This is a genomic window from Burkholderia pyrrocinia (genome assembly GCF_018417535.1).
GTDB classification, from domain to species: Bacteria; Pseudomonadota; Gammaproteobacteria; order Burkholderiales; family Burkholderiaceae; genus Burkholderia; species Burkholderia pyrrocinia_E.
Window position 1 is genome coordinate 2995591 of the sequence record NZ_CP070977.1, and the last position, 22773, is coordinate 3018363.

At 69.3% G+C, this 22773-nt stretch carries 21 protein-coding genes; 9 read left to right on the forward strand and 12 right to left on the reverse strand.

Annotated features, from left to right (window positions below; all coding sequences use genetic code 11):
* Nucleotides 1-2: 2 nt before the first annotated feature.
* Nucleotides 3-1391, forward strand: coding sequence for an L-serine ammonia-lyase (locus tag JYG32_RS13920; RefSeq protein WP_174383853.1), 1389 nt, complete (start codon nucleotides 3-5; stop codon nucleotides 1389-1391).
* A gap of 115 nt (nucleotides 1392-1506) precedes the next feature.
* On the opposite strand, the gene JYG32_RS13925 is transcribed toward JYG32_RS13920, so the two are convergent.
* Both JYG32_RS13925 and JYG32_RS13930 read right to left on the reverse strand, forming a co-directional pair.
* Nucleotides 1507-1779, reverse strand: a complete 273-nt coding sequence (locus JYG32_RS13925; RefSeq protein ID WP_213263848.1) for a type II toxin-antitoxin system RelE/ParE family toxin — start codon at nucleotides 1777-1779, stop codon at nucleotides 1507-1509.
* A complete protein-coding gene (locus tag JYG32_RS13930) occupies nucleotides 1776-2249 on the reverse strand; it encodes a hypothetical protein (RefSeq protein WP_213263849.1) in 474 nt (157 codons plus the stop codon). The genes JYG32_RS13925 and JYG32_RS13930 overlap by 4 nt, the downstream gene beginning before the upstream one ends.
* Nucleotides 2250-2539: 290 nt before the next feature.
* Between JYG32_RS13930 and JYG32_RS13935 the strand changes: the two genes are divergently transcribed.
* Nucleotides 2540-4243: a thiamine pyrophosphate-binding protein gene (locus JYG32_RS13935; protein WP_213263850.1), complete on the forward strand. Its 1704-nt coding sequence runs from the start codon at nucleotides 2540-2542 to the stop codon at nucleotides 4241-4243.
* Nucleotides 4240-5337 (forward strand): ADP-heptose--LPS heptosyltransferase, encoded by a 1098-nt coding sequence (locus JYG32_RS13940; RefSeq protein ID WP_213263851.1) that lies wholly within the window; start codon nucleotides 4240-4242, stop codon nucleotides 5335-5337. Before JYG32_RS13935 ends, JYG32_RS13940 begins: the two co-directional genes overlap by 4 nt.
* A 48-nt stretch (nucleotides 5338-5385) precedes the next feature.
* Here JYG32_RS13940 and JYG32_RS13945 read toward each other — a convergent pair whose 3' ends face one another.
* The 3 genes from JYG32_RS13945 to exaC form a co-directional block, all read right to left on the reverse strand.
* On the reverse strand, nucleotides 5386-6420 hold the full coding sequence (locus JYG32_RS13945) for a helix-turn-helix domain-containing protein (protein WP_174384270.1): 1035 nt from the start codon (nucleotides 6418-6420) through the stop codon (nucleotides 5386-5388).
* A 204-nt stretch (nucleotides 6421-6624) separates the two neighbouring features.
* Entirely contained in the window at nucleotides 6625-7167 is a 543-nt protein-coding gene (locus JYG32_RS13950) for a hypothetical protein (RefSeq protein ID WP_213263852.1), read from the reverse strand.
* 344 nt (nucleotides 7168-7511) lie between these two features.
* Entirely contained in the window at nucleotides 7512-9038 is a 1527-nt protein-coding gene (exaC, locus tag JYG32_RS13955; RefSeq protein WP_174384272.1) for an acetaldehyde dehydrogenase ExaC, read from the reverse strand.
* Nucleotides 9039-9369: 331 nt separating this feature from the next.
* On the opposite strand from exaC, the gene JYG32_RS13960 reads away from it, so the two are divergent.
* On the forward strand, nucleotides 9370-9798 hold the full coding sequence (locus JYG32_RS13960; RefSeq protein ID WP_213263853.1) for a pyridoxamine 5'-phosphate oxidase family protein: 429 nt from the start codon (nucleotides 9370-9372) through the stop codon (nucleotides 9796-9798).
* Between the two features lie 99 nt (nucleotides 9799-9897).
* On the opposite strand, the gene JYG32_RS13965 is transcribed toward JYG32_RS13960, so the two are convergent.
* Nucleotides 9898-11502 carry an MFS transporter gene (locus tag JYG32_RS13965; RefSeq protein WP_213263854.1) on the reverse strand — a complete coding sequence of 535 codons (1605 nt, stop codon included), beginning with the start codon at nucleotides 11500-11502 and terminating at the stop codon, nucleotides 9898-9900.
* Between the two features lie 155 nt (nucleotides 11503-11657).
* Between JYG32_RS13965 and JYG32_RS13970 the strand changes: the two genes are divergently transcribed.
* Entirely contained in the window at nucleotides 11658-12542 is an 885-nt protein-coding gene (locus JYG32_RS13970; protein ID WP_213263855.1) for a LysR family transcriptional regulator, read from the forward strand.
* A gap of 31 nt (nucleotides 12543-12573) precedes the next feature.
* Here the strand turns inward: JYG32_RS13970 and eutC are convergent, their stop codons facing one another.
* The 4 genes from eutC to JYG32_RS13990 form a co-directional block, all read right to left on the reverse strand.
* Nucleotides 12574-13368, reverse strand: coding sequence for an ethanolamine ammonia-lyase subunit EutC (gene eutC / locus JYG32_RS13975; protein WP_111015617.1), 795 nt, complete (start codon nucleotides 13366-13368; stop codon nucleotides 12574-12576).
* Nucleotides 13365-14762: an ethanolamine ammonia-lyase subunit EutB gene (locus JYG32_RS13980; protein ID WP_213263856.1), complete on the reverse strand. Its 1398-nt coding sequence runs from the start codon at nucleotides 14760-14762 to the stop codon at nucleotides 13365-13367. Before JYG32_RS13980 ends, eutC begins: the two co-directional genes overlap by 4 nt.
* A 101-nt stretch (nucleotides 14763-14863) precedes the next feature.
* Nucleotides 14864-16276, reverse strand: a complete 1413-nt coding sequence (gene eat / locus JYG32_RS13985; RefSeq protein WP_174383988.1) for an ethanolamine permease — start codon at nucleotides 16274-16276, stop codon at nucleotides 14864-14866.
* Between the two features lie 186 nt (nucleotides 16277-16462).
* Entirely contained in the window at nucleotides 16463-17926 is a 1464-nt protein-coding gene (locus JYG32_RS13990; protein WP_213263857.1) for a mechanosensitive ion channel, read from the reverse strand.
* A 276-nt stretch (nucleotides 17927-18202) separates the two neighbouring features.
* Between JYG32_RS13990 and JYG32_RS13995 the strand changes: the two genes are divergently transcribed.
* Nucleotides 18203-19081, forward strand: a complete 879-nt coding sequence (locus JYG32_RS13995; RefSeq protein WP_213263858.1) for an AraC family transcriptional regulator — start codon at nucleotides 18203-18205, stop codon at nucleotides 19079-19081.
* A gap of 80 nt (nucleotides 19082-19161) precedes the next feature.
* Here JYG32_RS13995 and JYG32_RS14000 read toward each other — a convergent pair whose 3' ends face one another.
* Nucleotides 19162-19563, reverse strand: a complete 402-nt coding sequence (locus JYG32_RS14000) for a zinc ribbon domain-containing protein (RefSeq protein ID WP_213263859.1) — start codon at nucleotides 19561-19563, stop codon at nucleotides 19162-19164.
* Nucleotides 19564-19573: 10 nt separating this feature from the next.
* Nucleotides 19574-21682, reverse strand: a complete 2109-nt coding sequence (locus JYG32_RS14005; RefSeq protein ID WP_249744546.1) for a heavy metal translocating P-type ATPase — start codon at nucleotides 21680-21682, stop codon at nucleotides 19574-19576.
* Nucleotides 21683-21686: 4 nt separating this feature from the next.
* Here JYG32_RS14005 and JYG32_RS39695 point away from each other — a divergent pair, with 4 nt between their 5' ends.
* Genes JYG32_RS39695 through cadR form a run of 3 tightly spaced genes read left to right on the forward strand, consistent with a single transcriptional unit; the run spans nucleotide 21687 to nucleotide 22711 of the window.
* Nucleotides 21687-21833, forward strand: a complete 147-nt coding sequence (locus tag JYG32_RS39695) for a hypothetical protein (protein WP_249744547.1) — start codon at nucleotides 21687-21689, stop codon at nucleotides 21831-21833.
* Between the two features lie 5 nt (nucleotides 21834-21838).
* The gene (locus tag JYG32_RS39700; RefSeq protein ID WP_249744548.1) at nucleotides 21839-22228 is read left to right on the forward strand and encodes a hypothetical protein; all 390 of its coding nucleotides are present in this window, start codon (nucleotides 21839-21841) and stop codon (nucleotides 22226-22228) included.
* 51 nt (nucleotides 22229-22279) lie between these two features.
* Entirely contained in the window at nucleotides 22280-22711 is a 432-nt protein-coding gene (gene cadR, locus JYG32_RS14010; protein ID WP_011546785.1) for a Cd(II)/Pb(II)-responsive transcriptional regulator, read from the forward strand.
* Nucleotides 22712-22773 lie beyond the last annotated feature (62 nt).

The window sequence follows — 22773 nt, forward strand, 5'->3', positions numbered from 1 at the left end:
AAATGGCAGTCAGCGTGTTTGACCTCTTCAAGATCGGCATTGGTCCGTCCAGTTCGCATACGGTCGGACCGATGCGCGCGGCGCTGATGTTCGTCCAGGGCCTCGAGCGCGACGGGCTGCTCGATGCGACGGCCCACGTGAAGGTCGAGCTGTACGGCTCGCTCGGCGCCACCGGCAAGGGCCACGGCACCGACCGCGGCGTGATGCTCGGCCTGCTCGGCGATGCGCCCGACACCGTCGATCCCGAAACCATCGACGCGCGGCTGGACGAGGTCCGCAAGTCGAAGAAGCTCGCGCTGCTCGGCACGCATCCGGTGCCGTTCGTGCTGAAGGAGAACATCGCGTTCTACCGCCAGGCGCTGCCCGAGCATCCGAACGGGATGAAGCTGCGCGCGTCCGACGCGAACGGCACGGTGCTGGTCGAGCGCACCTACCTGTCGGTCGGCGGCGGCTTCGTCGTGACGGCCGGCGCACCGAACACGAAGGTGCTGAGCGCGGCCGAGCAGATGACGCACCCGTTCCGCACCGGCGCGGAGCTGCTCGCGCTGACCGAATCGACCGGCAAGTCGATCGCGCAGCTGATGTGGGAAAACGAGCGCGCGTGGCACACCGAGGAAGAAACGCGCGACGGGCTGCTGAAGATCTGGGCCGTGATGCAGTCCTGCGTGTCGCGCGGCTGCGGGATCGGCAACCCCGATGCCGACGGCAACCTGCCCGGCCCGTTCCAGGTCAAGCGCCGCGCGCCGCAGTTGTACCGCACGCTGACGGGCAGCCCGGAGCGCGCGCTGCAGGACCCGCTGTCGATGATCGACTGGATCAACCTGTACGCGATCGCGGTCAACGAGGAAAACGCGGCCGGCGGCCGGGTCGTCACCGCGCCGACCAACGGCGCGGCCGGCATCATCCCGGCCGTGCTGCACTACTACACGCGCTTCACGCCCGGCGCGAACGAACAGGGCGTGATCGACTTCCTGCTGACGGCCGCCGCGATCGGCATTCTCTACAAGCTCAACGCGTCGATCTCGGGCGCGGAAGTCGGCTGCCAGGGCGAAGTGGGCGTCGCCTGCTCGATGGCGGCCGGCGCGCTCGCGGCCGTGCTCGGCGGCACGCCGCACCAGGTCGAGAACGCGGCCGAGATCGGGATGGAGCACAACCTCGGCCTCACCTGCGACCCGGTCGGCGGGATGGTGCAGATCCCGTGCATCGAGCGCAACGCGATGGCGTCGGTGAAAGCCGTCAACGCGGCGCGCATGGCGCTGCGCGGCGACGGCTCGCACTACGTGTCGCTCGACTCGGTGATCAAGACGATGCGCGAGACCGGCGCCGACATGAAGACGAAGTACAAGGAAACGTCGCGCGGCGGGCTGGCGGTGAACATCGTCGAGTGCTGAACGCCCCCGGGCCCATCGCTTCGCGCCAGGCCGCCGAGGGGCCTATTCCCCGAAGGGCCTCACTTCGAGGCCGAAAACCTGGAGCGCCCCCGCTTTTTCTTGAGAGCGCCGCGCATCACGGCCACTGCCGCCGCGCATGCAAGACGCGGAGAATCTCCACGATGTTGTCGGCCGGCCGGATGCGATATACGAGCACGTAGTTCGGCGCGACCACCAGCTCGCGCGTGCCCGCCACGCGCCCTTGCCGATACAGTTCGGCGCGCGCGGGCAACGCCGCGGCCCGCTCGTCCAGTTCGAGCGCGGCCAGCGGGTCGTCCTGGGCGATGTAGTCCATGATCGCGGCGCGGTCCTCACACGCCTTCGGATGCCAATGCAGCGCGAGGGTCAAACAGCATTACCCCGCTTGCCCGCAATCCGTTGACGCAGCGCGGCACGGCGCGACGCAAACTCTGCGCTGACCTCGGCATCGGGAATCGACGGGGGAATCGACGGGCGCGGATCGTCCAGCGCCTGCTGCACCTGCTCGCGAAACCAGCGGTCGTGGACAGCCGCTTCATGAGCCGCTTTCAGCGCGGCCGCACGATCGGGCCGCGCCGCCCGGCCGGCTGCATCCGGGTCGAAATCCGACGCGTCCACATCGAACCGGCTGATACCGATATCGCGCAGAAACCCGACCAACGTTTCAAAACGACGGAACACGCGCACGTCGCCGCGCTTGGCCGACAGGAGCCGTTCGCTTGCGCCGCAACGGGCCGAAACGGCCCAGCCGTTGCCGCAGCCGATCACACGCGCGGCGCGCACGGCGCCGGCCTCGACGAGCTGGACGAGCGTCTTTTGATCGATTGTTTCGGTTGCCATGCTGGATCCTCGATCCCGTTAGTCATCCCAGAAATTTTACTATTGAATGGCATCCCGTTTTATTATTATTCGGGAGGTACGACATCGATGCTCGAGACCTGTATTCGCGTCGACATCCGTAGCCCTCAATTCTCCCAGTCGAGCGATCACGCACAAGCCGCCCTTTCGGCCAACCGCCACCGGCGAACGCGGGCGACGCGCCGTCCGAATCACTCCGTGTTCCGACACTTTTCAGCGCCCCGCCGACAGGCGTAAGCTGTACATCCCGCTACCCAGGGAGACGGCAGCCCATGTCGCATTCCAAGGATCTCGAGCCGCGCGCCACCACCGGTGCGCGACTGCTCGTCGATGCGTTGCTCGCCAATCACGTCGAACGCGTGTTCTGCGTGCCGGGCGAGAGTTTCCTCGCCGTACTCGATGCGCTGGCGGACGACACCGCGCGCATCCAGACGGTCGTCTGCCGCCACGAGGCGGCCGCCGCGAACATGGCCGAGGCGGTCGGCAAGCTGACCGGCCACCCCGGCATCGCGTTCGTCACGCGCGGGCCCGGTGCGACGCATGCGTCGATCGGCGTGCACACCGCGTTCCAGGATTCGACGCCGATGATCCTGTTCGTCGGCCAGTGCGCGCGCGAGCATCTCGACCGCGAAGCCTTCCAGGAAATCGACTACCGCCGGATGTTCGGCCAGATGGCGAAATGGGTCGCGCAGATCGACGACCCGCGCCGCATCCCTGAATACCTGAGCCATGCGTTCCACGTCGCGACGTCCGGCCGGCCCGGGCCGGTCGTGCTCGCGCTGCCGGAAGACGTGCTGTCCGACGCGTGCGCGCCGCAACCCGTCGTGCCGGCCGCGAAACGCGTCGCCGCCGCTCCGTCGGCCGCGCAGATGGACGAGCTGCGCGAGCGGCTCGCGCGCGCGGAACGGCCGTTCGCGATCGTCGGCGGCAGCGGCTGGACGCCCGACGCGTGCGCGAACCTGCGCACCTTCGTCGAGCGCTGGCAACTGCCGGTCGCGTGCGCGTTCCGCTACCAGGACACGATCGACAACGCGCACCCGAACTACGCGGGCGACGTCGGGCTGGGGATCAACCCCGCACTCGCGAAGCGCATCCGCGACGCCGACCTGCTGCTCGTGATCGGGCCGCGCCTCGGCGAGGCGACGACCGGCGGCTACACACTGCTCGACATCCCGAAGACGCGCCAGACGCTGATCCACGTGCACCAGGGCGCGGACGAGCTCGGCCGCGTGTATGCGGCCGACCTGCCGATCGTGTCGGGGATGCCCGAGATCGCCGCGCCGCTCGCCGCGCTCGAGCCGCCCGAGCGCCCCGCGTGGGCCGGTGCGGCCGCAGACGCGCATCGCGCGTACCGCGAATGGCACGCGCCGCTGCCGATGCCCGGCGACGTCCAGCTCGGCGACGTGATGGTGCAGTTGCGCGAGCGCCTGCCGCACGACGCGATCCTGACCAACGGCGCCGGCAACTATGCGATCTGGCTGCATCGCCACTTCGCGTACCGGCACTTCCGCTCGCAGCTCGCGCCGACGAGCGGCGCGATGGGCTACGGCATCCCGGCCGCGCTCGCCGCGAAATCGCTGTACCCGTCGCGGACCGTCGTCGCGCTCGCGGGCGACGGCTGCTTCATGATGGCCGGCAACGAGCTCGCGACCGCGATGCAGTACGGGCTGAACATCGTCGCGATTGTCGTCAACAACGGGCATTTCGGCACGATCCGCATGCATCAGGAGCGCAACTACCCTGGCCGCGTGCATGGCACGGGACTCACGAATCCCGATTTCGCCGCATATGCGCGCGCGTTCGGCGCGCATGGCGAGACGGTCGAGCGCACCGCCGATTTCGCGCCCGCGCTCGAGCGCGCGCTGACCTGCGGGCTGCCCGCGCTGATCGAGATCCGCATCCCGCAGGACGCCAGCACGCCGGCCGCGACGCTCGAACAGATCCGCGAGCAGGGCCGCCGCGCGCGCGGCGGATGACGATGGACACGCGCACCGTGCCGCCCGGCGTCGCGCTGTCGCATGACGACGCGCTCGTGCTCCCCGGCACGCTGCTCGCGCCCGACGGCACACTCGTCGCGCCATACGACGTCGAGCACGGCAGCGCCCGCGCGGTCGGCCACGTGCCGGCTGCGTCCGCGCTTGGCCTGCTGCACGCCGCGCACCGGCCGTTCCGGCTCGACTACGACGGCGCGACGCATGTGCATGTGATCAACGGGATGGGCGTCACGCTCGGCGATTCGGTGATCGGGCTGACCGCGCTCGCCGCGCTGCGCGCAGCGCACGCGGGCCTGCGCTTCACGCTTTACCGGCCGGCCCGCGCGCCGCGCTATGTCGACGCGCTGTATGCGCTCGCGGCCGATGTCGTCGCGCCGTCGCGCACGCTGCCGTGCCCCGTCGAAGCGCTGCCCGCGGACGCGCCGTGCATCGACGTCGGCAATCACCTGTACTGGCCCGCGTTCGCGCGGCTGCCGATGATCGATTTCTTCCTCGACGCGCTCGGCGCCGACCCGGCCGCCGTGCCGGCCGCCGCGAAGCGCAACCGCTGGCTCGCGCGGCTGCCGCTGCCCGCGCTGCCGGCCGCCTGGCAGCGGCCGTACGTGCTGTTCTGTCCGAGCGCGAGCACCGCGGTGCGCAGCGTGCCGCCCGCGCTGCGCGCGGCGTTCGTCGACCGGCTCGCGCAACGCTACGGGCTGCCGGTGGCCGGATTCGGCCCCGTCGCGCATCCGGCCTATGTCGACGTGAGCGGCGACGCGACCGACACCGCACGCTTCATTGCTTGGGTCAAGGGTGCAAGCCTGCTGTTCGCGCCCGACACGGCCGCGCTGCATCTCGCCGACGGTTTCGACGTGCCGACGCTCGCGTGCTTCACGACGATCGGGCCGGCGCTGCGCGTGCGCGACTATCCGCATTGCGTGCCGGTCGAACTCGACGTGCCGGCCGAATTGCGCGGGCTGCATCGCAGCGAGCGGCCGGACGATCTCGCGGCGGTCGAAGCCGCATATCGCGCGATCGACTGGGATGGGCTTGCATGGCCGACGCCGCGCGAAGCGGCAGCGACCACCACCGGATAAGGAAACAGGACGCGACAGCCAGCCGGAACGCCGACCGCGCCGCCGTCGTCACCCCGCCGCGACCATCACCGCGCGATCGCGCAGCGTCTCCGACGGCCGCTTGCCGAACAGCCGCCGGTAATCGGTCGCGAACTGGCTGAGATGCCAGAAACCCCACGCCTCCGCGACATCCTGGACCGAGCCGGCCGTGCGGCCGCACAGATCGCGCCGCGCGCCGTTCAGCCGCAACGTGCGCAGATAGGACGCGGGCGCCATCCCGAGCACGTCCTGGAAGCAGTACTGCAGCGTGCGCCGGCTCACGTGCAACTGCTCGCACAGCTCGGGCACGCCGACCGGACGCGTGCGGTGCGCGAGCACGTAGTCGCGCGCCTGCTCGACGATCCAGCGGCGCGTCGACGGCGCGCGGCCAGCGCCGTCGTCGGCCGGTTGCGCGCACGCATCGAACAGCGCGGCCAGCACCTCGGCCTGCAGGTCGTCGCGCTGCGCATCGGGCAGCGGACCGGTCACGGCCACCGCGCCGTCGAGCCGGCGGCCGAGCAGCGCGCACAGGCGTGCGAGCCGCGCATCGCCGACCTGCATCACGCGCTGCGTAAACAGCCGCTCGTCGAGCGCGCAGCGTTCGACCTCCTCCGCATAGCGGCGCAGCACATCGCCGCGCACGACGACGCCGTAGATCGAGAACTGCGCGGGCGTCAGCAGTTCGAATTCGACGTTGCCGGGCCGGAACGCGAGCGCGCCGGGCCCGATGCGGCACGCATCGACGCGCGCCGTGCCGTCGTCCACGAGCGGGATGCCGAACCAGTACGCATCGCCGCGCACCTCGCATGCCTGGCGCAGCAGGTGGCTCGTCGATTCGCGAAACAGCTTCATCGTGTCGAGCGGCAGCTCGGTCAGCGTGCCGACGAAGCGGCCGGCCGCGAGCTGGTCGTAGGTCTGCCGCCAGCCGATCAGGTTGCGCGCCTGCTCGTCCGCGTCGTGCGCGACGCTGACGACAGCCTGCCCGGCCAGCGCGTCGTCGCCCTGCGCGTTGCGCCGCGTGTCTTCGGCCGTCGGTTCTTCGATACTCACCACCTGTCGATCCATCGTGTTCTCCCTCACCTGCCCGGAACCGCGCCTGTCACGCAAGTCCCGTGCCGAACCGCGTGGCCCGGCGAACGACCCGTCATTCCACGCTATCCGGCCGGTGTGCGCGATACGGGCGCACCCGAAGGCGGCGTGCCGCGCACGCCGCCGGTGCGATCCGCGCTGCGACCGCGCATATCCGCCGCCGCCGCTGCCGAATACCGGCTACCCGGCCGGCTTCAGCCGCACGACCCGCGTACCGCAATTGCCATACGCCTGCGCGACCGCCAGCTCGACGATCGCGCTTCCTGCCGGCCAGGGCGCCGCGTCCGCTTCGGGCAAATCGGCACGCAGCATGGCGCGGCCGTTGATCCGGTAGCGAATGCCGCGCACGAAATCGACGAACAGCAACCCGACACCGCTGCCGTCGCACGCTGCTGCGTCGATCCGGCCGCCGTCGCCGTATGCGAGCAACGCGAACCGCAGCGTCTTCGTGTCGACCACGCGGACGACGGGCAGCAGATCGCCGTTCGCGTCGCGCAGGCTCTGCACGATGTCGCACGTCACGGGTGCGCGCCCGCCGCATGCGGTGCCGACGAACATGAACGGCTGCGATTCGACGAACTGCCGCACGCCGATGCTCACGCGCGTCGTGACGACATCGCTCATCCGCGCGGCTTCGTCGGCCACGCCGAAGCGGTGCTGCGCGTCAAGTTCGCCCGCGTGGAATACGGGGTGGCGCGGAAAGGATCGGGGCGGTTCTGCCATGCTGGTTGTTGTTGCACGCATCGGCTCACCGTGCCGCCGCGCACACGCGACTGCCGGTATCGTTTCCGGCGCTGGCCGCGACGACGCGCGGCCGACGCCGGGGGGCGGATGGCGAAGTCGAAAATGGCGAAGTGCCGGGTGACCGGATGGCCCGATGGTCGGTAGTCAGCGCATCGCAACCGCGTGTGCGCCGCTCGACGGCCGGGCAAGTGCCGCCCGGCCGTCGAACATTCAACGCAGCCCGCGCGTCACGCGTATCACCATCGAACACGGCAACCATACCGGCCGGCGCTGCTTTGCCGACCGGCCGACCCCGGCGCTTCGCCACTGCCTTGACGATCAGGTCAGAAGAACCCGAGCGCCTCGGCCTGGTAGCTGACCAGCAGGCACTTCGTCTGCTGATAGTTCGACAGCGCCATCTTGTGCGTCTCGCGGCCGATCCCCGACTGCTTGTAGCCGCCGAACGCCGCGTGCGCCGGGTACAGGTGGTAGCAGTTGGTCCACACGCGGCCGGCCTCGACCTCGCGGCCCATCCGGTACGCACGCGTGCCGTTGCGCGTCCACACGCCCGCGCCGAGCCCGTAGAACGTGTCGTTCGCGAGTTCGATCGCTTCCTGCTCGTCCTTGAACGTCATCACCGACGCGACCGGCCCGAAGATCTCTTCCTGGAACACGCGCATCTTGTTGTTGCCGAGCAGCATCGTCGGCTTCACGTAGTAGCCCGTGCCGAGATCGGCGGCCGGCGCCGTGCGTTCGCCGCCCGTCAGGCATTGCGCGCCTTCGCCGCGACCGATGTCGATGTACGACAGGATCTTGTCGAGCTGCTGCTGCGACGCCTGCGCGCCGATCATCGTCTGCATGTCGAGCGGGTGGCCGGACTTGATGCGCTCGACGCGCGCGACAGCCTTCTCGATGAAGCGTTCGTAGATCGATTCCTGGATCAGGATGCGCGACGGGCACGTGCACACTTCGCCCTGGTTCAGCGCGAACATCGCGAGCCCTTCGAGCGCCTTGTCGAGGAACGCGTCGTCCTGGTCGAGCACGTCGGCGAAGAAGATGTTCGGGCTCTTGCCGCCCAGTTCGACCGTCGACGGGATCAGGCTGTCGGCCGCCGCGCGCAGGATGTGCTGGCCGACCGGCGTCGAGCCCGTGAACGCGATCTTCGCGATCCGCTTGCTGGTCGCGAGCGCTTCGCCCGCTTCCTTGCCGAAGCCGTTCACGATGTTGATCGTGCCGGCCGGGAACAGGTCGCCGATCAGCTCCATCAGCACGAGCACCGACGCGGGCGTCTGCTCGGCCGGCTTCATCACGACGCAGCAGCCGGCCGCGAGCGCCGGCGCGAGCTTCCACGCGGCCATCAGCAGCGGGAAGTTCCACGGAATGATCTGGCCGACGACGCCGAGCGGCTCGTGGAAGTGATACGCGACGGTGTTGTCGTCGATTTCGGAGATACCGCCTTCCTGCGCTCGGATGCAGCCCGCGAAGTAGCGGAAGTGGTCGACGGCGAGCGGCAGGTCGGCCGCCATCGTCTCGCGCAGCGGCTTGCCGTTGTCGATCGTCTCGGCCACGGCCAGCAGCTTCAGGTTCTTTTCCATCCGGTCGGCGGCGGCGAGCAGCAGGTTCGCGCGCTCGGCCACGGACGTCTTGCCCCACTTGCGGCGCGCGGCATGCGCGGCGTCGAGCGCCAGCTCGATATCGTCGGCGCCCGAGCGCGGAATGCGGCAGAACGGCTGGCCGTTGATCGGCGACACGTTCTCGAAATACTCGCCCTTCACCGGCGCCACCCATTTGCCGCCGATGTAGTTGTCGTACTGCTGACGGTACGGGTATTCGACGTCGAGGCCCAGTTGTTTCAGGTCAAACGGGTTCATACATGTCTCCTGTTCATCGTGCTTGTGTCAGTACAGCGCCGGTTGGATCGCGCTGCACCGGTTTACGCAACATGCGTGCCAAACAGGAACGAAGCGCAGCGGAAGCACCGCGATCGCGGCCGGCCCGTGTGCGCACCGTGCCGCGTTCAAGCATGCAGCACGGCGAGTGTGCCGATTCTGAACACCCCGATTGCGCAGCGCCGGGGCCGGTGTTTGAAATTTCCACAGTGCGCAGACGCGCCTGCATGCCAATCCAGGCCGCGACGCGTGGCATGTCGCTTGCATGCGAAACGCGGATCCACACGCAGCGGCGTTTGCGCCGACCGACACCATGAGCGACCCCGGCCCCCTGACCGACGACGCCGTCGCGTTCATCCGCGAGCAGGCGTTCCTGATCGTCGCGACCGCCGACGCGGCGGGCAACAGCGACTGCTCGTACCGCGGCCGTCAGCCGCGCGCCGACGGCGCGTTCGAGCCGCTCGTCGACATCCCCGACCGCCGCACGCTCGTGCTGCCCGACTTCGCCGGCAACAACCTGTTCAACACGATCGGCAACCTGCTCGTGAATCCGGCCATCGCGCTGCTGTTCGTCGATTTCATGCGTCAGACGACCTGGCTCGTGCAGGGCCGCGCGACGATCGACGAGGATGCGGGAAGCCGCGCGCACCTGTGGCCCCACGCACTGCGCCATGTGGTGATCGAGGTCGAGCGGGCGCAGGCGCGGGCGGATGCGGCGTTGCCGCCGCTCGTGCTGGCGTGATGCGTTTGGCGGATCGTCAGCGTGCGGATGCGGTCATGACGAAACACAACGGCACATCGGCTGCCACCGCCAAAGCGCCCATGCGCGACGACGCGACGCTCAACGCCCGTGCGTCTCCGCACAAGCCGGTTCGATCCGGCTGCGCGCCGGCGCGTCGGCATGCGCATGCCCGTCCGCGTCGTCGTCCGCTGCAGCCGCCGCGGGCCGCCCGCCGAGAAACAGGAACACCACCACCGCACACAGCACCGTGACGACGGCCAGCCCGGTCAGCAACCGGTCGAACGCATGCGTATAGCTCGCAAGCAGCGCCGCATGGCCGACACCCGGCAACGCAGCAGCCGCGCCCGCGAGATCGCCGGTCGCGAGCCGCGCGGCCGCACGCAGCGTCGCGTCGGGCGTGCCGGCGGCACCGGCCGCCTGCCGTAGCCCCGTCTGCGCGAGCGCGGCCAGCACCGCACCGACGATCGCGAGCGCGATCCCCTCGCCGGCCACGCGCGTCGTGCCGAAGATCCCCGTCGCCATCCCCGCGCGCTCCTTCGGCACGACGCTCACCGACAACCCGTCCATCAGCCCCCACGGCATGCCGGCGCCGACGCCGATCGCGAGCATCGGCGCGATCGCCGCCGGCCCCGCACCGCCGCGCAGCGCGACGCCCAGCCACACGAGCCCGCCCGCCGCGACCGCCAGCCCGAACGCCGAGATCACGCCGGCCGACAACCAGCGCGTGAGCGTCGCCGCGGCGAGCGGCACGACGAGCATCGGCGCGGAGATCGCGAGCATCAGCCAGCCTGCGTCGATCTCGCTGAAGCCGTCGATGCCGATGAAGCGCAGCGGCAGCACGACGAGCAGCACGATGTAGCAGCAGCAGGTCGACACCGGCAGCACCTGCACGCCGACGAAGCGCGCGATGCGGAACAGCGACAGGTCGAGCATCGGCCGCGCGACGCGCGTCTCGATCATCACGAACGCGCATGCGCCGAGCGCCGCGCCGGCCAGCAGCACGATCACGAGCGCGCTCGGCCAGCCGCGCGCGGGCGCCTCGATCACGCCGAACGTGAACAGCGTCAGCGCGGCCGTGAACGCGGCCGTGCCGGGCCAGTCGAGCCCCGTCGCATGCGGGTCGCGCGACTCGCGCATGCGCGGCAGCCCGAACCCGAGCGACAGCACGCCGGCCACCGCGCTCGTGACGAAGATCGCGCGCCAGCCGTAATGCCCGATCAGGCCGCCGGCCAGCACGGGCCCGAACGCAAGCCCGATGCCGAAGGTCGTGCCGAGCAGGCTGAACGCACGCGTGCGCGCCGCGCCGTCGAACTCCTGCGCGAGCGCGGCCGTGCCGCCCGCGAGCGCCGCGGCCGCCGCGAGCCCTTGCGCGGCGCGCAGCAGGTCGACCGCGAGCATCGACGGCGCGAACGCGAGCGCGACCGACATCAGCGTGAAACCGCCGACGCCGATCGCGAACAGCCGCTTGCGGCCGAACTGGTCGGCCAGCGCGCCGGCCGCCATCAGGAAGCTGCCGAACGCGAGCATGAACGCGTTGGTGATCCAGTTCATCGCGACCGTGCCGCCATGCAGGTCACGGCCGATCGCCGGCGTCGCGACCGCGCCGCCCGAAAACGACAGCGGCAGCGCGACGGCGGCCATGCAGACGGCGGCCAGCACCCACGCGCGCCGGCGCGCCGAAACCGCTGAAAACGGGTGATCCATCATCGCTCCTCGAAAAGCCGGCGCGGATGCGCCGCCGGAGCGACAGAAGATAAATCCGATTCAATCAGCGAAAAACTACGCGAAGTTCCACATATAACGGACTAGAATTCCGCAATTCACTCGGCCGCGCCCGTCGGCGCAGGCACTTCGATTCGATGGAAAACCTGACCGGCATCGTCGCCTTCGTCCGCACCGCCGAAGCGCTGAGCTTCGTCGCGGCCGGCCGCGCGCTCGGCATCTCGGCGTCGGCGGTCGGCAAGACGATCGCGAAACTCGAGCAGTCGCTCGGCGTGCGCCTGTTCAACCGCACGACCCGGCGCGTCACGCTCACTGAAGAGGGGCGGCACTTCTACGAACGCTGCCAGCGGATCCTCGAGGATTTCCGCGATGCGGAAGCGACCGTGACGGCATCGGCGCAACGCCCGCGCGGCAGGCTGCGCGTGAGCCTGCCGGTGATCGGCTACCGCTTCCTGCTGCCCGTGCTGCCCGAGTTCCGGCAGCGCTATCCGGACGTCGAGCTCGATCTCGACTTCAACGACCGGATGGTCGACGTCGTCGAAGGCGGCTTCGATGCGGTGATCCGCAGCGGCCCGCTGTCGGATTCGAGCCTGATGTCGCGGCGGCTCGGCCCGTTCGCGTTCGTGCTGTGCGCGACGCCCGCGTATCTCGCGCGGGCCGGCACGCCGCGCACGCCGCGCGATCTCGAAGCGCACGAATGCGTGCGCTACTGCTTTCCGACCACCGGCAAGCTGCAGGACTGGGCGCTCGCGGCCGACGACGGCACGCCGCTGAAGCTGCGCACCGCGATGACCTGCAACAACATGGAAGCGCTGCGCGGCACCGTGCTCGCGGGGCTCGGCATCGGCTACATGCCCGACTTCCTCGCGCGCGACGCGCTCGAACGCGGCGCGCTCGTCACCGTGCTCGACGACTACCGGATCGCGCCGGGGCAGTTCTCGATCGTGTGGCCGTCGAGCCGGCAGTTGTCGCCGAAGCTGCGCGTGTTCGTCGATTTCCTGTGCGAGCGGCTGTTCAGGTAGCCGCCCGGCATGCAGCCGCGCGCCGCCCCCGTCACGCCGCCCCGATCCGCTCCGCTTGCGCCGGCGGCAGCAGCGCGTCGCTGTCGTCCTTCAGCCCGACGCCCGTCAGCTGGAGCCTGCGCGCATGCGTCATCAGGTAATGCAGCTTGTGCGCGGCGGCCGCGTGCGGCAGCCCTTCGGGCCGCACGTTCGAGATGCAGTTGCGCAGCGCGTCGTGGCAGCCGACCTTCGGCGCCCACGTCAGGTACACGCCGAGGCTGTCCGGCGAGCTGAGCCCCGGCCGTTCGCCGATCAGCATCGCGACGACCTTCGCGCGCAGCAGCTCGCCGATCTCGTCGCCGAGCGCGACGCGCGCCTGCTTCGCGACCACCACCGGGCCGATCCGCCAGCCGTCCGCGTCGAGCCTTGGGCGCACGGCCTGCAGCAGCGGCAGCGCCTGCTTCGCGGCCGCGAACGCCGACAGCCCGTCGCCGACCACGAACACGACGTCGGGCGCATCGTCGAGCGCCGCGCCGTAACCGGCCAGCAGCCCGCGGCTGTCGTCCGACAGCTTGCGACCGAGGTCGGGCCGGCGCAGATAGTGGTCGCGGTCCGGCGCGGCGCTCTGCACGCCGAGCGTCGGCAGCAGGCCGGCCGCCTCGATCTCGCGCCGCAGCGCGTCCGCATCGAGCGGCTGGTGCACGGCGTCGCGCGCCTGCGCGTGCGACAGGTTGAAGGCCAGCAGCGGCGCGGTCGGCAGGCTGTTGCCCGCGCGGCCGAGCGCGATCCGCGCGTTCGTGAACGACTTCAACTGGCCCCACGGATTCTTTTCGACGGCATCGCTCATGCTGACAACCCCATCCAGTCGTTCGCGCCGGCCAGAAGCGGCGCGCGGGCCGTCGCGGCGCGCAGCGCGCCGTGCGAATCGGCGATCTCCATCGTCTCCAGCCATTCCTCGAACTCCGGTGCGCGGCGCAGGCCGAGCACCTCGCGCACGTAGAGCTGGTCGTGGAACGACGTGCTCTGGTAGTTCAGCATCACGTCGTCCGCGCCCGGAATCCCCATGATGAAGTTGATGCCGGCCGCGCCGAGCAGCGTCAGCAAGGTATCCATGTCGTCCTGGTCGGCTTCCGCGTGATTCGTGTAGCAGATGTCGCAGCCCATCGGCACGCCGAGCAGCTTCCCGCAGAAGTGATCCTCGAGCCCCGCGCGGATGATCTGCTTGCCGTCGTACAGGTATTCGGGCCCGATGAAGCCGACCACCGTGTTCACGAGGAACGGCTCGAACTTGCGCGCAACGGCATACGCGCGCACTTCGCAGGTCTGCTGGTCGACGCCGTGATGCGCGTTCGCCGACAACGCGCTGCCCTGGCCCGTCTCGAAGTACATCAGGTTGTTGCCGACCGTGCCGCGCTTCAGCGACAACGCGGCCTCGCGCGCCTCGCCGAGCAGCGCGAGCGAGATCCCGAAGCTTGCGTTCGCCTTCTCGGTGCCCGCGATCGACTGGAACACGAGATCGACCGGCGCGCCCTTCTCGATCGCCGCGATCGTGTTGGTCACGTGGGTGAGCACGCACGACTGCGTCGGCACGCCGTAGCGTTCGCGGAACCCGTCGATCATCGCCAGCAGCTTCACGATCGCCGCGAGGCTGTCGGTCGCCGGGTTGATGCCGATCATCGCGTCGCCGCAGCCGTACATCAGCCCGTCGAGCATCGACGCGGCGATCCCCTTCACGTCGTCGGTCGGGTGGTTCGGCTGCAGCCGCACCGACATCCGGCCGGCGAGCCCGACCGTGTTGCGAAAGCGCGTGACCACGCGGCGCTTGCGCGCGGCCGCGATCAGGTCCTGGTTGCGCATCAGCTTCGACACCGCCGCGACCATCTCGGGCGTGAGGCCCGGCGCGATCCGTTCGAGCGCCGCGCCGTCGGCCGCGGGCGACAGCAGCCAGTTGCGGAAATCGCCGACGGTGAGATGCGAGATTTCCGCGAACGCGGCAGCGTCGTGATCGTCGACGATCAGGCGCGTGACCTCGTCGTCTTCATACGGGATCACCGCTTCGCTGAGGAACGCCTTCAGCGGCACGCCCGCGAGCGCGATCTTCGCGGCGACGCGCTCCTCCTCGCTCGCCGCCGCGACGCCGGCGAGCTGGTCGCCGGAACGCAGCGGGCTCGCCTTCGCGAGCAGCGTCTTCAGGTCCGCGAAGCGGTACGTGCGCGGACCGATCGTCTCCGTATAGGACATCGTGCGAGTCTCCTTGCCCATCCTTGCCAAAAGCCGACGGCGCGCCCGTTCGACGGGGCGCGCCGGATGCCGTCAGGAACGGCCGTTCACCTGCGCCATGCTCACTCCTCCAGCAGCGCGTCGCCGGGCGCGCTCGCGCGCTGCGAACGGGTCGCGAGGAAATACGCGTAGCCGAGCGCGAGGAAGCCGACGAACACCAGCGCGACCAGCCCGTTGAAGTACACCATCGTACCGAGACAGACGAACGCCGCAAGAATCGCGAATGCCGGGAAGATCGGGTACAGCGGTGCGCGGAACGGCCGCGCCATGTTCGGCTGCGAGCGGCGCAGCTTGAACAGCGACGCCATGCTGACGATATACATCACGATCGCACCGAATACCGACATCGTCACGATATTCGCGGTCAGCGTCTGCCCGCCGAACTGGATCAGCTCGTCGCTGTAGATCGCCGCGATGCCGACCACGCCGCCCGCGAGAATCGCGCGATGCGGGGTCTTGAAGCGCGGATGCACCTTCCCGAGCCACTCCGGCAGGTAGCCTTCGCGAGCCAGCGCGAAGATCTGGCGCGAATAGCCGAGGATGATCCCGTGGAACGACGCGACCAGGCCGAACAGCCCCAGCCACACGAGCATGTGCATCCAGCCGCTGTTCGCGCCGACGATGTACTTCATCGCCTGCGGCAGCGGGTCGTTGATGTTCGCGAGCTTGGTCCAGTCGCCCGCGCCGCCGGCGAACACCATCACGCCGATCGCGAGCGCGACGAGGGTCAGGATCCCGGCGACATACGCGATCGGAATCGAGCGCTTCGGGTTCTTCGCTTCCTCGGCGGCCATCGCGACGCCTTCGATCGCGAGGAAGAACCAGATCGCGAACGGGATCGCCGCGAACATCCCGTGGAATGCGCCGACGCTGAAATGATCGGCGCCCGACCAGCCGCCCTTCATGAAATTGCTCCACGCGAAGCCCGGCGACACGACGCCCATGAACACCAGCAGTTCGAAAATGGCGAGCAGCGTGACGACGAGCTCGAACGTCGCGGCGATCTGCACGCCGACGATGTTCAACGCCATGAACACGAGATACGCGCCCATCGCCGCATGCTTCGGCTCGAGGCCCGGGAACTGCACGTGCAGGTATGCGCCGATCGCGAGCGCGATCGCGGGCGGCGCGAACACGAACTCGACGAGCGTCGCGGCGCCGGCGAGATAGCCGCCCGTCGGGCCGAATGCGCGGCGCGCATACGCGAACGGGCCGCCCGCGTGCGGGATCGACGTCGTCAGTTCGGTGAAGCTGAAGATGAAGGTCGTGTACATCGCCGCGACGAACAGCGCGGTGACGACGAACCCCAGCGTACCGGCACTCGCCCAGCCGTAGCTCCAGCCGAAGTATTCGCCTGAAATCACGAGGCCGACCGCGATGCCCCACAGTTGCCAGGTCCCGAGCGTCTGCTGCAGCGCGGGCTGGCCGGACGACTTGGCGCCGGCGGCGGGCCGGCCATTCGACTCTGCTTTCATCGGACTCTCTCCTCAAAGGCGCCGGGCCTGACGGCCTGCGCGACTGAGAATCGATGCTAGAGAGTCATTAAACGACGTGTTATCGAAATTCGGCAAAGATCGCGGCTGACATTTAGCTTTCTGAAACGCCGGCCGCGGTCGTTGCGAGTGCCATCCGGCCGCACGAGGCGGCCGGGCCCCCCACGCTTACTGGCCGCCGCTGCGCTGGTTGAACCAGCGGTCGAGCAGCTTGCCGGCCGCTTCGCGGCCGCCGAGGCCGAACGACAGCGCGACGGCCACCGCGATCGCGCCGAGCACGAGGCCGAACGCGAGCTGAACGATCTCGTTCGCGATGCCCATCGCGCGCAGCCCCATCGCGAACACGAGGCCGAGGATCGCGAATTGCGCGATGCGCGCGAACAGCACGCTATGCTCGCGGTCGGCCTGCTCGATCACGCGGCGCGCGAGGCCCGCGAGCCACACGCCGATCACGAGGATCACGCCGCCCATCAGCACATGGCCGCCGAATTCGATGAACAGCGTGACGACGTCGCGCACCTGCGAGAAGCCGAGCCGGTTCGCTGCCTCGACCGACGCGAACAGCATCGCGAAGAACACGATCAGCCGCGCGACCAGCACCGACGGCTGCAGGATCCCCGAGAACACGCGCTCGACGCCGAGCACGGCCGGCAGCCCGTCGACGCCGGCGGCTTCCAGCAGCTTCTGCGCGAGCGACGCGACGAAGCGCGCGAAGTAGAACGTGACGAGCACGATCACGATCGCCGCGACGATGTCCGGCACCGCGCCGAGGAACTGGTTCAGCATGTTGGTCGCGGGGCCCGAGATCGCGTCGATCTTCAGCGCGTCGAGTGCGGAGATCAGCGTCGGCACGAACACGAACACGTAGACGATCGTGCCGATCAGGCTCGACACGCGCACGGGCGTCGGGCTGTCGAGACGCTGCGTGAGGCGGTCGGCGCCGGCGGCGACGAGCAGGTTCGTCACGAGGCCGCGCAGCACGCGCGCAACGATCCAGCCGACAAAGCCGATCACCGCGGCCGCGAACAGGTTCGGCACGATCGCGAGCAGCTTGTCGACCATCCCCTGCACGGGCGACAACAGGCCCGACAGTGCGAACGACGCGAGGATCGCCGGCAGGAACATCAGGATCACGAGCCAGAACAGCACGTCGCCGAGGTAGCCGCTCATCGGCTGCATGCCCGCGCCTTCGGACAGCTTGTCGTCGATCTTGCTGGCCTTCAGCGCGCGGTTCGCGAGGCTGCGCAGCAGCGACGCGATGAGCCACGCGATCAGCGTCAGCGCCGCGCCGCCGATCAGGTTCGGCAGGTAGTTGACGATGTGCGTGACGAGCAGCGAGAACGGATTGGAGACCGCGTACAGGTTGAGCACGTTGAAGATGCCCACCGCGGTGACGAGCAGCACCAGCCAGAACAGGCCGCCGGCGATGATCCGCTCGACGTACGCACCCTGGCCGGTACTTTCGTTGATCCGCTGGTCGACCTTCAGCGCGTTGAGCAGGCGCAGCGCACCGGCCCGCACCACCACCGCGATCAGCCAGCCGATCACCAGGATGCCGATCGCGCCGGCGATCTTTGGCAGATATCCGCCTAGCGTGGTCTGCAGCGACGTGATGAAGCTGGAAGCATCCATTTCTTGTTCTCCCGAAAAACGTGGTGTTGCGATTGAACATCGACGAACTACCTGCGTACTTCGAAAAGCGTGCGTTGCCGCCTGAGCAACTTACCCGAGAAAAATGACGCCTTCACCCTATTTCACCGTCTTTAACTTTAGTCGTAGATATCAGGGGGGCAAGACCCCATTTCGGCAAAATAAAAAGGGGCGGATTCACCGGCCGCTACGCAATTCCGCAAGATTTATCCATTCGGGCCGTGCTACCGTGGCGTCGGTTCTTGTCCGGACACGCCGATGACAGTCGAAACGAAAACCGACAAACCCGCGTGGATCCGCTATGCGGCCAGCGTGGCACGCGTCCACGAGTACATCCGTGCGCATCTCGATGGCCCGCTCGACCTGAACCGGCTCGCCGAAGTCGCGTGCCTGTCGCCGTATCACTGGCAGCGCGTCTACCGCGCGCTGTACGGCGAATCGATCGTGCTGACGGTGCGGCGGATGCGGATCGTGCGTGCGTCCGAGGATCTCGTGTGCACGGCGCGGCCGATCGACGAGATCGCGCGGCGCGCGGGCTACGGTTCGACGCACGCGTTCGCCCGGGCGTTTCGCGACGCCTACGGCGTGCCGCCCGCGCAGCACCGGCGCACGGGCGTCCACCGGCCCATCTATCCGCTACAGAGAGGAGAGGAAGACATGTTCAAGCATGAAGTCGAGATCCGGCGCCTGCCGGAACTGCGCGGCTACGCGGTGGCGCATACCGGCGCGTACATGAAGGTCGGCGACGCATTCGCGCAGGTCGGCATGTGGGTCGGGCAACACGGGCTGATCGGCCCGGGCGCCAGGATGATCGGCATTTTCTACGACGATCCGGACACGACGCCCGAAGCGCAACTGCGTGCAAAGGCCTGCTTCATGCCGGCCGACAACGCGCCGGACGTGGAGCCCGTGCCGCCCGTCGAACGTGCGACGGTAGCGGGCGGCGAATATGCGGTGCTGCTGCATACGGGGCCGTATGCGGACCTGAAGACGGCCTACCAGTGGCTCTATGGCGACTGGCTGCGTCACTCTGGCCGCGAAGCCGCCGACGCGCCGCCGTTCGAGCTGTACCTCAACACGCCGATGGACGCGGCGCCGGCCGACCTGCGCACCGAGATCCACCTGCCGCTGCGCTGATCGACGGGCCGGTGCGCCGGCCCTGAAACGAAGCGCGCCGGCCGGCGTCCATGCGCCGCCGGCGCGAATGGCCGGCACGCTCAGGCGGCCTGCGTCCCGCACCCTGGACAAAAACGCGCGTCGGCAGCCAGCGCCGCGTGGCAGCGGCTGCAAGCCTTGCCGCGTTGCGCCGCACCGCACTGCGTGCAGAAACGCGCATCCGCCGCGTTGAGTGCGCCGCAACCCGCGCACGCAAGCTGGCTCAGCGGCACGTTGCCGCCCTGGCCGCCATGGCCGCCATGGCCGCCATGACCGCCATGACCGTCGGCCGGCGCCTGCCAGCCCCAGCCGTAGCGATCGCGGCCGCGCGCATCGTGGCCGCCATGCCCGTCCCGGCGCTGCCCGCCGTGATGCCCGCCGCCGCTGCCGCCGCTGCCGCTGTTGCCGTGCCCGCCGCCATGGCCACCGCCGTGGCCGCCCAGGATCCGTTTCAGAAAGCTCATCGCCCGCTCCTCAACGCCTGGCCTGCGCGCCGCCGAACACCCCGGAGGACGACAGCAGCCGCAAGCCGTTGGCCACGACGATCAGGCTCGCGCCCGCGTCCGCGAATACCGCCATCCACATCGTGCCGAGCCCCGCGACCGTGAGGCCGAGGAACACGATCTTCACGCCGAGCGCGAAGCCGATGTTCTGCACCAGCACGCGGTGCGTCGCCCGCGACAGCCGCACGAACGCGGGAATCTTGCGCAGGTCGTCGTCCATCAGCGCGACGTCGGCCGTCTCGATCGCCGTGTCGGTGCCCATCGCGCCCATCGCGAAACCGATGTCGGCGCGCGCGAGCGCCGGCGCATCGTTGATCCCGTCGCCGACCATCCCGACCGCGCCCGCGCCGCCGGCCGACAGTTCCTCGACAGCCGCGAGCTTGTCTTCGGGCAACTGGTTGCCGCGCGCGTCGTCGATGCCGGCCTGCTGCGCGATCGCCTGCGCGGTGTGCGGGTTGTCGCCCGTCAGCATCGCGGTGCGGATGCCGAGCGCATGCAGGTCGGCGATCGCGTCGCGGCTCGTGTCCTTGATCGTGTCGGCCACCGCGAAGACGCCGAGCACGCGCGCGTCGTCGACCAGCACCACAACGCTCTTGCCCTGCCGCTCGAGCGCATCGAGCTTCGCTTCGAGGGCAGGCGAACAACGTTCGAGCTCCTCGACGAGCCGGTGGTTGCCGAGCCAGTAGCGCACGCCGTCGATCGTGCCGCGTACGCCACGCCCGACCAGCGCTTCGAAGTCCTGCACATCGGCGAATGCCGCCGTTCCGGCACCGCGCGCCGCGGCCGCGATCGCTTGCGACACCGGGTGATCCGAGCGCGCGGCGAGGCTCGCGCCGAGGTGCCGGACCTGCGCGGCATCGGCGTCGGACGCATGCACGTCGAAGTCGGTCTGCACCGGCTTGCCGTGCGTGATCGTGCCGGTCTTGTCGAGCGCGAGCCACGCGAGCTTGCGCCCTTCTTCCAGATAGACGCCGCCCTTCACGAGAATCCCGCGCCGTGCGGCGGCCGCGAGCCCCGACACGATCGTCACCGGCGTCGAGATCACCAGTGCGCACGGGCATGCGATCACGAGCAGCACCAGCGCGCGGTAGATCCAGTCGTGCCACGCGCCGCCCATGACAAGCGGCGGCACCACCGCGACCAGGAGCGCGACCGCGAACACGATCGGCGTGTAGACGCGCGCGAACTGGTCGACGAAGCGCTGGGTCGGCGCCTTCGCGCCCTGCGCCTCCTCGACCGCGTGGATGATCCGCGCGAGCGTCGAGTTGGCCGCGACGGCCGTCACGCGGTATTCGAACGAACCCGCTTCGTTGATCGTGCCCGCGTACACGGCGTCGCCGGCCGTCTTTTCGACGGGCAGGCTCTCGCCGGTGATCGGCGCCTGGTTGACCGTCGAGCGGCCCGCGACGACTTCGCCGTCCAGCCCGATCCGCTCGCCCGGCTTCACGCGCACGACCGCGCCGAGCGCGACCTGCGCGGCCTCGATCGTGCGCCACGAACCGTCGGCATCCTGCACGGTCGCGGTGTCCGGCGCGAGTTGCATCAGGCCCTGGATCGCATTGCGCGCGCGGTCGAGCGACTTCGCCTCGATCAGCTCGGCGATCGTGAACAGCACCATCACCATCGCGGCTTCCGGCCACTGGCCGATCGCCATCGCACCCGTCACCGCGATGCTCATCAGCGCGTTGATGTTCAGGTTGCCGTTGCGAATCGCGATCCAGCCTTTCTTGTACGTGGTGAGCCCGCACGCGAGCACCGCCGCGAGCGCGAGCGCCGCGGACAGCCACACGGGCAGGCCGGCCCAGGTCGCCCCCTCGGACGCGATCGCGGCGACGCCCGCCAGCGCCAGCGGCCACCACGGCTTCGCGGGCGCGTCGGCGACGCGCGATGCCGGCGCGCCGGGCGACGCGGCCTCGGGCGTCATCCCGAGCGTGCGGATCGCGCTTTCGATCGACGGCTGGGCGCCCGGCACGTGTTCGACGGTCAGCATCCGCTGCATCAGGTTGAATTCGAGCGCCGACACCTCGCTCATCCCGCCGAGCTTCTTGCGGATCAGCGTTTCCTCGGTCGGGCAGTCCATCTGCATGATCCGGAACGCGGAGCGCACGTGGCCCGACGCGGTCGCCTGCGCGACCGGCAGCGGCGCGAGCGTCAGCGCGGCTGGCGCGCAGCAGTCGCCGGCCGCGTGGTCGTGGTCGTGGTCGTGGTCGTGGTCGTGGTCGTGGTCGTGACCGGCATGATCGTGCGCGGCGTGGTCGTGCGAGCACGCGACACCATGTACATGCGCGTCGCCGTGCGCATGATCGTGGTCATGACCCGCATCGTCGTGCGCGGCATGGCCGTGCGAACACGTGGCGCCGCGCTGATGCGCGTCGCCGTGTGCATGATCGTGATCGTGCCCGTTACCGCCGCCGTGCCCGTGATCATGGTCATGGTCGTGGCCGCGCGATGCGGCCTCGCCGTGCGCGCGCTCGCCGGCCGCCGGCACCGCGTCGGCAACGGCCGCCGTCTGCGTGTCGCGCGCGTCGGCGCAGCACGTATCGGCGCCGTCGGCATGACGGTGTCGTCGGTCGTGGGTACGCTGGGCGTCGGTCATGACAACCTCCTTTATGGCTTGACGGTGTAGAGTTAACACCCTGAAGCCACTACAAGGTCAACCCTTGCACGGGAGAAAGGCATGAAGATTGGCGAACTGGCCAAAGCGGCCCGCTGCACGCCCGAAACGATCCGCTTCTACGAGAAGGAGGGGCTGATGCCGGATGCGGAGCGCACCGATTCGAACTACCGCAACTACACCGACGTGCACGTCGAACGGCTGCGCTTCATCCGCAACTGCCGCGCACTCGACATGGCGCACGACGAGATTCGCGCGCTGCTGCAGCTCACCGACACGCCGGCCGACCGCTGCGATTCGATCAATTCGCTGCTCGACGACCACATCGGACACGTCGACGCGCGCCTCGCGGAACTCACGCATCTGCGCGACCAGCTCACCGAATTGCGCCGCCAGTGCGTCGGCGAGCATTCGGTCGAGGATTGCGGGATCGTGCACGGTCTCGCGACGATGGAAACCGTCGCGCCGGCCGCGAAGCGCTCGCACCTCGGCTGAAACCCTTGCGAAATATGATATTCAGGTTGAGAATAGTTATATTATTACTAGGAATATCATAA